This window comes from Mycobacterium sp. SVM_VP21 (genome assembly GCA_024758765.1).
In the GTDB taxonomy this organism is placed as follows: domain Bacteria; phylum Actinomycetota; class Actinomycetes; order Mycobacteriales; family Mycobacteriaceae; genus Mycobacterium; species Mycobacterium heraklionense_C.
Genome location: CP101406.1, coordinates 906,960 through 922,079 on the forward strand (window position 1 = coordinate 906,960; position 15,120 = coordinate 922,079).

A 15,120-nucleotide genomic window follows, 5' to 3' on the forward strand; every position below is an offset into this window, starting at 1 on the left:
CCCGCGGTCGAACCCTGACCAGCCGCACCGCCGGACCCGCCCGCCGCGGTGACGGCACCGCCTTGACCACCCCGACCACCGACGACGTGAGTGGCAGTGCCGTCTGCGCCGCGACCGCCATCGCCGGCCAGCCCGGCACGACCTCCGTCACCGCCGTTGCCACCAGCGCCCTGGTGTCCGGCCACACCGTTCGGGCCCGCGGTACCCGCTGCGCCGCCATTGCCGCCGGCGCCGCCGACGCCGCCGCCACCGCCGGAACCTCCGGTGCCGCCGACACCGCTACCGCCGTCGGCGAACGAACCGAGCGCCCCGGCAGCGCCGTCCCCGCCGTGGCCGCCACGCCCACCGGCGCCACCGGCGCCACCGTTACCGCCGTCACCCGACCGGGTACCGCCGGCCCCACCGGCGCCACCGTTACCGCCGTTACCGCCGGCCAGGCCGTTTTGGCCGTCACCGCCGTTGTAGCTGCCACTGTCACCGGTGGCGCCGATCGTCCCGGCCAGGCCGGAACCGCCGTTGCCGCCGTCGCCGCCGTCACCGTTCGCGCCGGCGTCACCGCCCCGGCCGCCGTTGCCACTGGAATCGATGCCGGCGCCACCGGCACCGCCGTTGCCGCCGTTACCGGTTTGGCTGCCGCCATGACCACCGGCGCCACCGGCACCGCCGTTGCCGCCCTCGATGCCGCTGCGGCCACCGCTACCGCCACTGCCGCCGTTGCCGCTGGAGCCCGCAGCGCCACCGGCGCCGCCGAGGCCGCCGTCACCGGCGGCGCCCGTGCTGGCACCACCGCGCCCACCGCTGCCGCCATTACCGGTCTGTGTACCGCCGTGACCGCCGACGCCACCGTTTCCGCCGTCCGTACCAGTGCCGCCGGCACCACCGGCACCACCGTCGCCGTTGGCACCGGCAGCACCGCCTAGGCCGCCCGCACCGCCGGCGCCGATGCCGGTGGTACTGCCGCCGGCACCACCGGCACCACCGTTACCGGACTGAGTGCCGCCCGTTCCGCCGGCACCGCCCGCGCCACCGTCCGCATCGGCACCGCCGTTACCACCCCAGCCGCCCTGCCCGCCGTTCCCGATGACGCCGGCCTTGCCACCGGCACCACCGGCACCACCGGCATGTCCGGCGACCGTGGAATCGCCACCGTTGCCGCCGTTGCCACCGTTGCCGTAGCCCACCGGTGTGGTCCCGTCGGCGCCGTTGCCGGCCCGGGTCCAGTTGTCACCGCTGAGACCGCCCTGGCCGCCGACACCGCCATGAGCACCGGCGGCTCCGGCGTTACCGCCGTTGCCACCGGCACCACCGAACGGGCCGTCGGCGCCATCTCCGCCGGCACCGCCGTTGCCACCGACGGCGGCATTACCGGCGGCGCCGCCGACGCCGCCGGCGCCGACATCGCCGCGTTCGCCGAAGAGCCCCCCGGAACCCCGTGCACCGCCGTTGCCCCCGTTGCCCCCGTTGCCACCGGAACCACCGGCACCACCGTTGCCGCCGTTGCCGCCGGCCCCGTTGTTGATACCGGCCACCCCGGCCTTACCGACCGAACCATCGGCACCGAGCCCGCCGGTACCACCGATTCCGCCGGCGCCACCGCTGCCGCCGGTCCCACCGACACCGATCAAGACCCCCGCGCGGCCACCGACACCGCCGTTACCACCGGTAGCGCCGTCGCCGCCGGCACCACCGGTCAGGCCCTGCGCACCGGCCGCGCCCACGGCGCCCTCACCACCGGCACCACCGTTGCCGAAGAAATACGCGGCGTCGCCACCGGCGCCTCCGCTGCCGCCGCCCACACCGCCGACACCACCGGCGCCGCCATCACCGAATAACCAGCCACCATTGCCGCCGGCACCACCGTCGGCGCCGGCGGAACCCACACCACCGATGCCGCCGTTTCCGAACATGCCGGCATCCCCGCCGGCTCCACCCGCACCGCCATCGACACCGATTGCGCCCGCGCCGCCGTCACCGAACAGCAAGCCGCCATCACCGAGATCACCGAAGATCCCCAAGCCGCCCAGCAGTGAGGTGTTGGATCCGGTGAAGTCGTCCAGGCCGTTGCCGATCAGATCCCGGCCGATCAGCCATTCGGTGGGCAGGTTGATCACCGAGTTGACCATCTGCCCGAGGTCACTTGTGATCCACAGCTGCCCCAAGCTGTACACCGTGGTGTAGAAGTCGGAGTACCCCTCCCACACCGATTCACCGAGCGGCCCCAGCGAACCGTCCCAGGAGTCGGCAGAGCCAGGGACCTGATCAAAAGCGAGGTCCTGGTTCGCCGGACCGAACAGATCGACGATCGGCGCCCACAGGTCCTCGAAATCCGCCTGCGCTGGTGCCACCGTCACCGGCGCCATCCCGAACGCCAAGAATGCGGCAACCGCACTGCCGGTGCCCAGGAGGCGGCGACGCTGTGGCGCCCGACCGTCCTGGACCTGACGATTCTTGACGCTGCGCCGCCGCTGACCGGACATCCTGAAGCCTCCCCAGATATTGCCTAAGTCACGCTCACGATGGAATGTGAGCTTTCTTAGTTAAATCGAATAATCGATGGGCGTCAAACGGGGAGGCGAGGCTCAGGTACGTGAACAGTTGTGCATGTTTCCCCAGCAAATGCGTGCTTAGCTCGCAGATCCGTTCAAAGGGTGCACGTTCGCGCTGAGGCAGGTGGTCAGCCGACGCTGAGAACCGTGCCTCAGCACTGCCGAGTCAGACCGACAGCACCGCATCCAGCGCGGAGTAGAACAGCCCCAGCCCGTCATCGCTGGGCCCGGTCAGGGCCTCGATGGCGTGCTCGGGGTGCGGCATCAGCCCGACCACCCGGCCGTTGGCCGAGCTCACCCCGGCGATGTCACGCAGCGAGCCGTTGATGTTGTCGAGGTAGCGGAACACCACCCGGCCTTCGCCCTCGAGTTCGTCGAGCACCGCGTCGGAGGCCACGTAGCGGCCCTCGCCGGACTTCAGCGGCACCAGCAGGTCGGCGTCGGCGTCGAACCGAGAGGTCCAGGCCGTCGAGGTGGAGGCCACCCGCAGCCAGACGTCGCGGCAGACGAAGTGCAGCCCGACGTTGCGGGTCAGCGCTCCAGGCAGCATGCCGGCCTCGCACAGCACCTGGAAGCCGTTGCAGATGCCGAGCACCGGCATGCCTTGACCGGCGGCCTTGATGACCTCGCCCATCACCGGGGCGAACCGGGCGATGGCACCGCAGCGCAGATAGTCGCCGTAGGAGAAGCCGCCGGGCACCACCACGGCGTCGACGCCCTTGAGGTCGGCGTCGGCGTGCCAGAGGCTGACGGGTTCGGCACCGACGAACCGGACCGCGCGGGCGGCGTCGACGTCGTCGAGGGTGCCGGGGAAGGTGATGACGCCGATCCGGGCGCTCACGAGGTCTCCCGGCTGACGGTGAAGTCCTCGATCACCGTGTTGGCCAGCAGCGATTCGGCGATCTCGGCCAGTGCGGCGTCGTCGATGGAACCGTCGACCTCGAGCTCGAAGCGCTTGCCCTGCCGCACATCCGAAACTCCGGTGTGTCCGAGCCGAGAAAGCGCTCCGACGATAGCCTGTCCCTGCGGGTCAAGGATCTCGGCTTTGGGCATTACGTGCACAACCACCCGGGCCACGGGTGCTCCCTACTGTCGACGGGGGAATCGGTCGGGTCAACAATACCGATGCCCGTCGGTGGCGCCGGAGAGCACAATCTTTAGGTATGCAGCTGACCCACTTCGGCCATTCCTGCCTGCTCGCCGATTTCGGCGGGACCGCGGTGCTGTTCGACCCCGGCAACTTCTCGCACGGCTTCGAGGGCATCACCGGCCTGGCGGCCATTCTGGTCACTCATCAGCACCCTGATCACGCCGACGTTGCGCGGCTGCCGGCCCTGATCGACGCCAACCCGGGTGCCGCGCTCTACGCCGACCCGCAGACCGCTGCCCAGCTGGGGCCGCCCTGGCAGGCAGTGCACGTCGGGGACGCCTTCGACGTCGGCCCGCTGCGGGTGCGCGGGGTCGGCGGGCAGCACGCGGTGATCCATCCTGAGCTGCCGATGATCGACAACATCTCCTACCTGATCGGCGACGACGCGCATCCGGCCCGGTTGATGCATCCCGGCGACGCGCTGTTCGTACCCGGTGAACCAGTGGACGTGCTGGCCACCCCGGCGGCGGCGCCCTGGATGAAGATCTCCGAGGCCGTCGACTACCTGCGCGCGGTGGAGCCGCGGGTCGCGGTGCCGATCCACCAGGGCATCATCGCCACCGAGGCCCGCGGGATCTATCACGGCCGCCTGGCCGAGATGGGGCGCGCCGACTTCCAGGTACTGCCTCAGGAGAGCGCCGTCACCTTCTGACCGCGAGCAGACGCAGAATCGCACGCCCGGGTAGCCGATCGTGCGATTCTGCGTCTGCTCGCCCCAAGAAAATCAGGCGATATCGCTGGCGGCGCCCCGGCCGGCAGCCCGGCCGGAGAAGATGCACCCACCCAGGAAGGTGCCCTCCAGCGCCCGGTAGCCGTGCACGCCGCCGCCGCCGAAGCCGGCCACCTCGCCGGCCGCGTACAGCCCGTCGATCGGCTTGCCGTTCGCGCCCAGCACCCGGGAGTCCAAGTCGGTTTCCAAGCCACCCAACGTCTTCCGGGTCAGGATGTGCAGCTTGACCGCGATCAGCGGACCGGCGGACGGATCGGTCAGCCGGTGCGGCGCCACCACCCGGCCGATCCGGTCACCCAAGTAGGACCGGGCGCCGCGGATCGCGGTGATCTGGCCGTCTTTGCTGAATCGGTTCGCCACTTCGCGGTCGCGCGCGGTGACCTCGGCCTCGACCGTCGCGTAGTCCAACGGCACCACGTCGGGCAGGTCGTTCATCGCGGCCACCAGGTCACGCAGCGACGAGGCGTGCACGAAATCCACCCCGCGGTCGATGAACGCCTGCACCGGCGGGGGCGGCCCGGACCGGGCTCGTGACGCGGCGAGCTGACGCAGACTGCGGCTGGTCAGGTCGGGATTCTGCTCTTGGCCCGACAGCGCGAATTCCTTCTCGATGATCCGCCGGTTGAGCACGAACCAGGTGTAGTCCTGACCGGAGCGGGCGATGTGTTCCAGCGTGCCCAAAGTGTCGAACCCGGGATAGAGCGGCCCGGGCAGCCGCACACCGGCGGCGTCGAGCCACAACGGTGACGGGCCGGGGATGATCCGGATGCCGTGGCCCGGCCAGATCGGGTCGTAGTTGGTAATGCCCTCGGTGTAGTGCCACATCCGGTCCCGGTTGATCACCCGGCCGCCGGCCGCCTCGGTGATCCCGATCATCCGGCCGTCGACGTGGGCGGGCACCCCGGCGAGGAGCTGCGCGGGCACCCGGCCCATCCGCTCCGGCCAGTTCTGTCGCACCAGATCGAGATTGCCGCCGATGCCGCCACTGGTAACCAGTACCGCAGGTGCACGAAACTCGAACTGTCCCACCGTGTTCCGCGATGACGCCACCCCGCGTTCGGCGGCCGAGGGTTCCAGCACGCTGCCCCGCACCCCGGTCACCCGGCCACCCTCGACGATCAGCTCGTCGACCTGATGCCGGAAGGCGAACCGGACCTTTGAGCGGCCGCGCAGCCGGCCCGCGAAGATCTCCACCAACGCCGGTCCGGTTCCCCAGGTGATGTGGAACCGGGGCACCGAGTTGCCGTGCCCGATGGCGCCGTAACCGCCGCGCTCGGCCCAGCCCACCAACGGAAAGACTTTCAGCCCGCGGGCCCGCAGCCAGCTGCGCTTCTCACCCGAGGCGAAGTCCACGTAGGCATGCGCCCATTGCCGCGGCCAATGGTCGCACTCCCGGTCGAAACCGGCGGTGCCCAACCAGTCCTGTAGCGCCAGTTCGTGACTGTCGCGGACCCCGAGCCTGCGCTGCTCGGGGCTGTCGACGAAGAACAGGCCACCGAACGACCAGAAGGCCTGTCCGCCCAGGTTCGCGCTGTTCTCCTGGTCGACGATCAGAACGCGCTGGCCACGGTCCACCAGTTCACAGGCCGCCACCAGGCCGGCCAGACCCGCCCCGATGACGATCGCGTCAGCGTCCGCCTTACCGCTCATGGCGTCCCAGGGTAACGACTCAGGCGCTCAGCTCCGAGGTCACATCGACCGGCGCGAGCGGCCAGCGGTAGCGCTCCGGCCGGCAACCGTGGCCCAACGCCGTGTCCACCGCCTCCAGCATGGCCTCGGTCACGCCGGGCTTGCTCAGCTGTCGCGCACCTACCGACAGCCGCACCGCGCCGTCGCGGCGCGCGATGCGCTCGCTGGTGGCCACCACCATCCGGCACCACCAGGGCGCGCTGAGAAATCCGGCCCCGACGCCGATCACCCGGGCCCGCACGGTGTGGTCCAGTACCAGGTCGGTGACGCCGTGCAAACCGGCCAGAAGTCGGAAACCATTGCGCGGCAATGCCCTGACGGTGCCCGGCGACACGGTCCAGCCGGGCGCGGCGAACAGTCGAGTGCGTAGTCCCAGGTGCTCGAGTACGCGGTCGGCGCCGAGCAGTCGCAGATTGGCCTCGTGAGCGGGCAGCGTCGCGAACTCGCCGCGGCGCTTCTTGGTGGCGGCCTCGTCGAAGCCGTGCAGCACGATCGCCGCACCGTCGGCACGCCGCTGCGTCAGCCAGTCGACGGTGTCGGGATCGCGGTCGAGCCGGTAGTCGCCCCCCAGTCGGGGCGCCACCAGCAGCGACACCGGGACGCCGCGGGCATCCAGTTGCGCGCAGAAGTCCTCGGCATCGGCCCGGGTGTGCGCCCCGATCCCGGAGACGGAGACGATCAGTTGTCCGGTCACCACATCAGTGTGACCAGCGCAGGTGTCCTGTCGGTGACATCGAGGAAGACGTCAGATAGCGCTACGGAGTCGCCCGGCGGCGGCTGTGGTCGGCCGGATCGGTGGTGTCCGCGGCGATCGCCTTGAGGCGGGCCAGATCACGGGGATGCAGACCCGGCGTCATCTCCAGCGATTCCAGCAGCAGGTCGGTCTGCTCCCGCAGGGCGGGCAGGTGCTCGGGCCGGCCGTATTCCTTGACGTGAGCGACCAGCATCCGCAGCACCCGCAGGATCGCCGCCGCCACCAAGGGCTGACTGGGCGCAACCTGGCGAAGTTGGTCGAAACCGTGCCCGATGTACTCTTTGGGGTCGAGATCCCAGGGCCGCAACAGTATTCGCCCATCTGGACCGGCCACCGCACGCGGCCGCGGTTGTACCGTCAGCACCCGGCGCAACAGGCTGCCCACCCGCAGCGTGGCCTCCACCGCGGTGGTCGGGTCGTTGATCGCCGAGCTGAGTGCACGCAGCCCGATATCGACCAGCTGCCGGAAGGCGAAGTCGACGTCTTCCTGCATGGTGCGGCTGTCACTGACGACGACGGCCCGAGACAGTTTGTCCCGCACCCGATCCGGATTGGCCGGCACCGGCCAGATGGTGACCAGTGGCTGGCCGAGGTGGATGTAGGCACCGACGCGGGTGTCCAACCGGATTGTGGTGCCCGCCGGGATGGCGGCCAGCAGCCGCTGAGGATTGACCTGACTGACCCAGCCGTTGCCGGGCGAGGTCAGCCGCAGTGCTTCCGGGGGAACATCCATGTCGGCTTCGTGGGCCGGTTGCTCGTGCGCGGCGGCGGCCGCGACGGCGTCGATCACCATGGAGCCCTCGGCCGCGATCTCGCGCACCACCTGTCCGACCTCCAGCCGGTGGGCCAGGTGATCGACGTGAGCGATGATCGTGATGACGGTGGCGATCGTCAGCACCACCGCGACCGTCACCGTTAGCGGCGGAGCGGGAACCGGCGAGGATCCGTTGAGGTCGGGCAGGCTCAGCACGCAGTACACGAACGTCGCGACCAGCAGGCCGATGACAACCTGGCTGAGCCGGTCCCGGATGAACCACCGCATCACGCGGGGCGACAGCTGCGAACTCGCCAGCTGCAGGCTGACGATGGTCAACGAGAAGATGACTCCCGCTGTGGTGATCGTCGCGCCGGCGATTGTGGACAGCAGTGTGGTGGCAACGCCGCTGTCCATCTTCAGCAGGAAGCGCGGCGACGGGCCGATGTTGCGATCCGCCACCCGGGTGATGACGGCGAGCGCCATCCCGCCAAACACGATCACCAACGGCAGCGCGAACAGGCTCTCCCGGAACCGGTAGGCCAGCGCCGCCGCCCGCACGCTGGGGAAGCGTTCCGACCGGGTATGCATCAGCCAGGCAGGACGGCTTCGATGGCGGCGATCACCCCAGGTGCGTCCGGCACCGTGGTGGGACGGAAGCGGTTGACCACGGTGGCCCCCGGGGCGAGCAGGAACTTCTCGAAGTTCCACTGCACGTCACCGGCGGCGCCCTCGGCGTCGGCGGTCTTGGTCAACTCGGCATACAGCGGGTGGCGGTCCGCACCGTTGACGTCGATCTTGGCCAGCAACGGAAAGGTCACCCCGTAGGTGGTCGAGCAGAAGGTCTGGATCTCCTCGGCCGTTCCGGGCTCCTGGCCCATGAACTGGTTACAGGGCACACCCAGCACGGTCAGGCCGCGGTCGCCATAGTCCTGCGCGAGCTTCTCCAGCGCGCCGTACTGCGGAGTGAGTCCGCATTTGGACGCGACGTTGACCACCAGCACCGCGCGGTCGGCGTAATCGGCCAGCGAGGTGGAACGGCCGTCAAGGGTGGTCAGCGGGATTTCGGCGAGGCTCATGGCCGCGACGTTACCCGCAGCCGACAACCGCCAGCAGCCAGGCGTAGGAGAACGCGATCTCTTTCCAGCGTTCGTAGCGCCCGGAGATACCGCCGTGGCCGGCGTTCATCTCGGTTTTCAGCAACACCGGGTTGGCGTCGGTCTTGGTGTGCCGCAGCGCCGCTATCCACTTCGCCGGCTCGACGTAGTACACCCGGGTGTCATTCAGGGAGGTCATCGCCAGTATCGGGGGGTATTGCCGTCGGGCGATGTTCTCATAGGGCGAGTAGGACTTCATGTAGAAGTAGACGTCCTTGTCGTCCAACGGGTTTCCCCACTCGTCCCATTCGATGACGGTCAGCGGGAGCGACGGGTCCAAGATGGTGGTCAGCGGGTCGACGAACGGCACCTGCGCCACCACCCCGGCAAACAGGTCCGGCGCCAGGTTGGTCACCGCCCCCATCAGCAGACCGCCGGCACTGCCGCCCATCGCCACCAGCTGCCCGGGCCGGCACACCCCGGCGTCGATCAGGTGCCGTCCCACGGCGACGAAGTCGGTGAAGCTGTTCTTCTTCTCCAGCAGCTTGCCGCGCTCGTACCACAGCCGGCCCATCTCACCGCCGCCGCGAACGTGGGCTACGGCGAACACCATGCCCCGGTCCAGCAGCGACAGCCGAGCGATCGAGAACTGCGGGTCCTCACATGACTCGTAGGCTCCGTAGCCGTAAAGCAGTGTGGGAGCCGGGAGTTCGATACCGGCCCGGTGCACGATCGACACCGGGATCCGGGTGCCGTCCTCGGCGTAGGCCCAGTCGCGATATTCGACGTAATCGGTGCTGCGGTATTCGCCCAGCACCGGTTGTTCGCGCAGCAGGGTGCGCTCACCGGTCGCAAGGTCGATGTCGTAGACCCGCACCGGGGTGATGAACGACGTGGCGGCCACCCGCAGTTTCGGGGTGTCCCAGTTCGGATTGGTGGCCAGACCCGATGAGGTCAGCTCGGTGTCGAAGGTGATCTCCTGGGGCGGCTGAAGATCACCGTCGGCGCCGATCGGCCACAGCTGGATGCGGGGCAGGCCCTCGGCGCGGTACCCGACCACCAGATGGTGCGCGAAGGCATCCACCGCGTCGAGCCGCACATCGTCGCGTCCGGCGATCAGGGTCCGCTGCGCTGCCGGGTCGCTCACCGAGGCTTGCACCAACGTGAAGTTGACCGCACCGTCGTTGTGCAGCATCAGGAATTGGTCCTCGCCGCCGATGATCGCGTGCTCTACGGCGTACTCGACGCCTTCACGGCGAGGCAGCACCACGGTGAACTCGGCATGCGAGTCGGCCGCGTCGGCATAACGCACCTCGGTGGTGATCGACGAACCTGCGGCGATCAACACGTAGGCGTCACTGCGGGTGCGTCCCACCGACAGCCAGAATCGTTCGTCGGCCTCGTGGTAGACCTGCTCGGCGGACTCTACGGAAGCGCCGATTCGATGGCGCCACACGGTATCCGGACGCCAGGCTTCGTCGACGGTCGTGTAGTAGACGGTCTGGTTGTCGGTCGCCCAGGTCACCCCGGCGCCGATCCCGGCGATCTCGTCTGGAAGCAGTTCACCGGTGGATAAATCCTTGAACCGCAGGGTGTACCTCTCGTCGCCGATGACGTCGACCGAGTAGGCCAGGATGTGGCTGTCCGGGCTGACGCTGGCGGCGCCGAGCGCGAAGAAGTCATGACCCTCGGCCTCGGCGTTCTGGTCAAGCAGCACCTGCTCGCCGGGGATCTCGGTGGCCTCGTCGAGCTGGGGTGGATCCCAGTCATCGGGGCTGCTGATCGGGCAGCGGCAGTGGACGCCGTACTGCTTGCCTTCAAAGGTGCGTGCGTAGTACCACCAGTCGCCGCGACGGGCGGGCACCGACAGGTCGGTCTCCTTGGTGCGGGCCTTGATCTCGTCGAAAATGGCTTGGCGCAAGGGTTCCAGGTGTGCCGTGGCAGCGTCGGTATAGGCGTTCTCGGCTTCCAGGTGAGCGATAACAGCGGGATCAGACTTGTCGCGCAGCCACTCATAGGAGTCGACGAAGGTGTCCCCGTGGTGAGTGCGGGTGCTGTCCACTCGCTTGGCTGAGGGTGGTCCCGGAAGGATCTGCGACACGTCGGTCATGCTCCGGGGCCAACCCAGTCGTCGAAGGACAGCCCTGAAATACGTTCGTAGGCTTCGACGTAGCGGGCGCGAGTCGCAGCGATGATGTCGTCCGGCAGCGCCGGCGGCGGCTGATCTCCTGAACGGTCCCAACCGGATTCCGGGCCGGTGAGCCAGTTGCGGACGAACTGCTTGTCGAAGCTCTGCTGCACGACCCCGGCGCGGTAGTGGTCGGCCGGCCAGTACCGCGACGAGTCGGGAGTGAAGACCTCGTCGGCCAGCACCAGGTTGTCGTGTTCGTCGATGCCGAACTCGAACTTGGTGTCGGCGATGATGATTCCCTTGGTCAACGCGTGGTCGGCCGCCTGCACATAGGTCGCCAGGGTGCGGTCGCGCAGCTGGCCGGCGCGTACCGGCCCTACCAGGTCGATCACTTGCGCGAACGAGATGTTCTCGTCATGCTCACCAATGTCGGCCTTGGTCGCCGGAGTGAACAGCGGGTTGAGGAACTTGCTGGCTTCCACCAATCCGGGTGGCAAGGGTATGCCGCACACGGCGCCACTGCGCTGGTAGTCCAGCAGGCCCGAGCCGGTCAGGTAGCCGCGGGCCACACACTCCACCGGCATCATCTTGAGCTGGCGCACCACCAGCGCGCGGCCAAGCACCTCGTCGGGGATGCGCGGGTCATCGGGCGGCCCGGCCAGGTGATTGGGGGAATCGACGAGGTCGAAAAAGAAGACACTCATCGCGGTCAGGATGCGGCCCTTGTCCGGGATCTCGCTGTCGAGGATGTAGTCGAACGCCGAGATCCGGTCGGTAGCGACGAACAGCAGATGCTGCTCATCGATCCGGTAGAGTTCGCGGACTTTGCCGCTGGCCAGGTGCTGATAATCGGAGAGCGCGGGTCGCGACATTCGGCCAGCTTAGCGGTAGGCACTGTGCTGGGATCGGATGATGACGTCCCGGTTGCTGCCCTACGCCACCTCCCCCGGCCGCCTACTGGCCCAACTGTTCAGCGACATCGTCGTCGCGGCCTGGACCTCGCTGTGGGTACTGGTCGCGCTCGCCGTCCATGGCGCCGTCACCACCATCGCCGGTGTCGGCCGGCAGTTCGAGCGCGGCGCCAACGGTGTGGCCGACAGCCTGGCCTCGGCCGGCAAGAGCGCGGACCGTATACCGCTGGTCGGCGACGCCGTGAGCAAGCCACTCACCGCGGCCGGGCACGCCGCAGTCGACATCGCCGGCGCCGGCCACAACCTCGATACCACCGCGGGCTGGCTGGCCTACCTACTGGCAGTCGCGGTCGCGGCCCCGCCGATTCTGGCGGTGGCGATGCCTTGGGCCGCGCTGCGGCTGCGGTTCTTCCTGCGCAAGCGGGCGGTGCTCACGCTGGCCGCCACCCCGGCCGGTGAGCAGCTGCTGGCACTGCGGGCACTGACCAACCGACCGCTGCGCAAGCTGACCGCGGTCAGCCCCGATCCGGTCGGGGCCTGGCGGCACGCAGACCCCGCGGTGATCGGAGGCCTGGCCGCCCTGGAACTGCACTCCGCGGGCCTGGCCCGGCGGCCTCGGCGCGGTCCGGCCCGCTGAGCGGGAGAAATCGCGCCGAATTCGCCGGAGGAACCAGAGCGGACCCGGCTACGTCCGACCGGTATGCACAACTATCTACGGCGCCACGACGGTGTGATCACCCGCGCGCAGGCCATGGCATGCGGCCTGTCTACCTCCGCCATCGACCGAAGAATCCGATCCGGGCGCTGGCGGCGCTGCGGTCCCGGCGTGTACTTCGCCGACGATCGCCCGTTCACCACCGCGGCGCGCATCCGAGCAGCCGTGTGGAGCTACGGACGCGATGCTGTCGCGAGCGGGCTGGCTGCGGCCTGGTGGCACCAGCTGACTACCGCCACACCGAATCTGATCGAAGTCACCGTCCCTCGCAATTCTCACGGCCGGCCTCACCGCGGCACCCGGGTCAGGCGCCGTGACCTTTCGACGGCCGATGTGGTCGAACGCAGAGGGCTATTGGTCACCGGCCTCGCCCTGACAACGGTCGAAGCGGCTGTCCGGCACGGTGGCGGCCTCAAAGTGATGGATACCGCGCTGCAGCGTCACACCGAACTTCCGCACCTATGGCGGGCCCACCTGCGTAATGCCGGTCGCCACGGATCCCCGGCGGCCCGTCGGATGCTATGGGCGGCGGAGAGCGGCGCGCGCTCACACGCTGAGCGGATCCTGGTCCAGCTGTTGCGCGCGGCGGGCATCACGGGGTGGGTGGCGAACTATCGACTGGGCGGCTACAGGCTCGATATCGCCTTTCCGGACCTCAAAGTTGCGATCGAGATCGACGGGTGGGCGTTCCACAACGGCCCGGACGAGTTCGAGGGTGATCGGATCCGACGGAATCAGATCGTGCTGCTGGGATGGACGGTCCTCCGGTTCACCTGGCTAGGAGCCTGGGTCGGTAACACGCCAGCCGGGGTGAACGTCTGATTGCTGGGTGCGGGCGATGATGGGGTGTGCCTGATGATCTCGGTGATGGTGGTTTGTTCGAGGTCGTATGCCGCCGGCGCTTCTTGGCTGCCATGTCGTTGCCGATTCTTCCTGCCCGAACACCGGGCATCAGAGTCGCACAACAACTGGACCACTACGAAGGGCTCACCTCAGTGCTCAGGAGCCTGGACGGTCCTGCTGGCACTTCCACCTCGCCCATCGCGCAATCCGAAGTTGTCGGAGGCGCGGGTAAAACTACGTCCAGGGTGTGGTCCGCTGCCATGCCTTCGTTGGATTCGGATGGAAGAAGGGTGGCACACACTGTGAGCGCATTGGCGGCATGGGGCGTTCTGTTGATGGCTGGGTCGATTTTCATCGGACTGCGGCATTGTGTCGTATCGGTCGGTTACTCGTCAGGGATACTCCACTACCAGACCCTGGCCGTCGACACCTTCCGTGAAAGGTTTGTCGAAATTACCGGTGCGACAGTTGATGAGTACGTCAAAGCGATTCCTCGCTTCCGGAAGCTTCTCTCTCGCATTCCTCTTGCTGACGGGCCGTTCAGAACCATTGGCGACGGCGCGCGAACCCTGTCAGGCAGACCCGTGTCGTTGACAAACGAACGACGCTGGAAAATCGTCGAAGCCCTCCAAGACGGCCCCGCGTATCGCATGACCGAAGACACCGAAAAGCGACTATTGACCGTGGCACTCTTCTGCGCGAACCTACCCATCAAAGAACCCCCACCGGACGCCGTGAAGGCGAAGGTGTTCAGCGGACAGCGGCAAGCCGAACTCCTGCTCGCCCGGACAAAAGTCGACATCAGCAACGCCCAAAGCGTCGAGGATCTCTTCGTCGCGTACCAGTGCTACCGGGCAGTGGTCCGACGCAAATGGTTCCACGCCCTCACCGGGGGACACCGCAAGATTCTCAAGGCCAAAGCGGCACCTCAGGTCGTCTTCTGGAAGAAGATTCTCGCCTACTCCGGTACCGGCAGCGGTGTAGGCACCCTCCTCTACCTGATTTCTACGGCACTGCGGAACGAAAATCTGCGACATGTGCCTTGGCCACTCATCGGCGGAGGGGTCGGGGTATTCCTCTTCGCGACCGGAGTCGTGAAGTCGGCTGGCCGAGGCCACCTAACCGGCCAAGACCGCACGCAATTCCGGTTGTTCGTGCAAAGACAGCCACTTCTCGCAACAGGTCTCCTGTCTGGACAAGTTGTCATGGGACTCTTCGTCGGAATCATGGCGCTGTTCCTAGTACTACTCGTCATGAACTTCGCCCAGGGGCTCGCACTTGGCCTCGCCCTGGGATTCCTGGGAACCTGATCAACACGCGCCGGTTCGACCGACAACAGCACGTCTACTTCCTCAGCATCCATCGGGGGTGTGAAGGAAGGTGGCCGGCAACTCGCGTAGCACTTCGGGGTCAATGTTGGTGTGCCGTTCAGCCAGAACCGGCGGGCGCGCCCCTTTTCGGGGCGGTGAGAACGCACGGCCGCTAACCAGGCGGTTGCCCCGCTCTTTTGCCTCGCCAGCCTGCTCACTGGCAGCGCCGCTAACAGCAACGAAGGAGGCTCTGGCCGTGCGTCTTGGCGCAGGGTGGCTCGCAAATCAAGCCACTAGCGGGTTAGCGATACACGCAAGCGCCGCGCCCGCTCCTTAAACCTGACTTGGGTCACATCCGCCCGTTTGCGGGGATGGCCTCGCGCTGACCTGCGGTGATGGTTCGGCTTAGTGCACTCGTAAGGCACTAATTTGAGTCGACGGCCTCGCCCGATGATGCGGATTCGGCGGGCGCGGGACCGCCCATCGATTT

12 protein-coding genes are annotated in these 15,120 nt (G+C 68.0%); 4 read left to right on the forward strand and 8 right to left on the reverse strand.

Features of this window, described 5'->3' with window-relative positions:
* Window positions 1-2,712: 2,712 nt before the first annotated feature.
* A complete protein-coding gene (purQ, locus tag NM962_04495; GenBank protein UVO13393.1) occupies window positions 2,713-3,387 on the reverse strand; it encodes a phosphoribosylformylglycinamidine synthase subunit PurQ in 675 nt (224 codons plus the stop codon).
* Window positions 3,384-3,623, reverse strand: a complete 240-nt coding sequence (gene purS, locus NM962_04500; protein UVO13394.1) for a phosphoribosylformylglycinamidine synthase subunit PurS — start codon at window positions 3,621-3,623, stop codon at window positions 3,384-3,386. Before purS ends, purQ begins: the two co-directional genes overlap by 4 nt.
* An 86-nt stretch (window positions 3,624-3,709) precedes the next feature.
* Between purS and NM962_04505 the strand changes: the two genes are divergently transcribed.
* A complete protein-coding gene (locus NM962_04505; protein UVO13395.1) occupies window positions 3,710-4,348 on the forward strand; it encodes an MBL fold metallo-hydrolase in 639 nt (212 codons plus the stop codon).
* A gap of 72 nt (window positions 4,349-4,420) precedes the next feature.
* Here NM962_04505 and NM962_04510 read toward each other — a convergent pair whose 3' ends face one another.
* The 6 genes from NM962_04510 to NM962_04535 form a co-directional block, all read right to left on the reverse strand.
* A complete protein-coding gene (locus tag NM962_04510) occupies window positions 4,421-6,076 on the reverse strand; it encodes an FAD-binding dehydrogenase (protein ID UVO13396.1) in 1,656 nt (551 codons plus the stop codon).
* Between the two features lie 19 nt (window positions 6,077-6,095).
* On the reverse strand, window positions 6,096-6,809 hold the full coding sequence (locus NM962_04515) for a DUF2334 domain-containing protein (GenBank protein ID UVO13397.1): 714 nt from the start codon (window positions 6,807-6,809) through the stop codon (window positions 6,096-6,098).
* A 61-nt stretch (window positions 6,810-6,870) separates the two neighbouring features.
* Window positions 6,871-8,214: a DUF2254 domain-containing protein gene (locus tag NM962_04520; GenBank protein ID UVO13398.1), complete on the reverse strand. Its 1,344-nt coding sequence runs from the start codon at window positions 8,212-8,214 to the stop codon at window positions 6,871-6,873.
* The gene (locus NM962_04525; GenBank protein UVO13399.1) at window positions 8,214-8,702 is read right to left on the reverse strand and encodes a glutathione peroxidase; all 489 of its coding nucleotides are present in this window, start codon (window positions 8,700-8,702) and stop codon (window positions 8,214-8,216) included. The genes NM962_04520 and NM962_04525 overlap by 1 nt, the downstream gene beginning before the upstream one ends.
* A gap of 10 nt (window positions 8,703-8,712) precedes the next feature.
* The gene (locus NM962_04530) at window positions 8,713-10,830 is read right to left on the reverse strand and encodes a S9 family peptidase (GenBank protein UVO13400.1); all 2,118 of its coding nucleotides are present in this window, start codon (window positions 10,828-10,830) and stop codon (window positions 8,713-8,715) included.
* On the reverse strand, window positions 10,827-11,723 hold the full coding sequence (locus tag NM962_04535; GenBank protein ID UVO13401.1) for a phosphoribosylaminoimidazolesuccinocarboxamide synthase: 897 nt from the start codon (window positions 11,721-11,723) through the stop codon (window positions 10,827-10,829). Before NM962_04535 ends, NM962_04530 begins: the two co-directional genes overlap by 4 nt.
* 40 nt (window positions 11,724-11,763) lie before the next feature.
* Between NM962_04535 and NM962_04540 the strand changes: the two genes are divergently transcribed.
* The 3 genes from NM962_04540 (at window position 11,764) to NM962_04550 (ending at window position 14,630) form a co-directional block, all read left to right on the forward strand.
* A complete protein-coding gene (locus NM962_04540) occupies window positions 11,764-12,399 on the forward strand; it encodes a hypothetical protein (protein ID UVO13402.1) in 636 nt (211 codons plus the stop codon).
* 63 nt (window positions 12,400-12,462) lie between these two features.
* Entirely contained in the window at window positions 12,463-13,299 is an 837-nt protein-coding gene (locus NM962_04545; protein UVO13403.1) for a type IV toxin-antitoxin system AbiEi family antitoxin domain-containing protein, read from the forward strand.
* A gap of 26 nt (window positions 13,300-13,325) precedes the next feature.
* Window positions 13,326-14,630, forward strand: coding sequence for a hypothetical protein (locus NM962_04550; protein ID UVO13404.1), 1,305 nt, complete (start codon window positions 13,326-13,328; stop codon window positions 14,628-14,630).
* Window positions 14,631-15,120 lie beyond the last annotated feature (490 nt).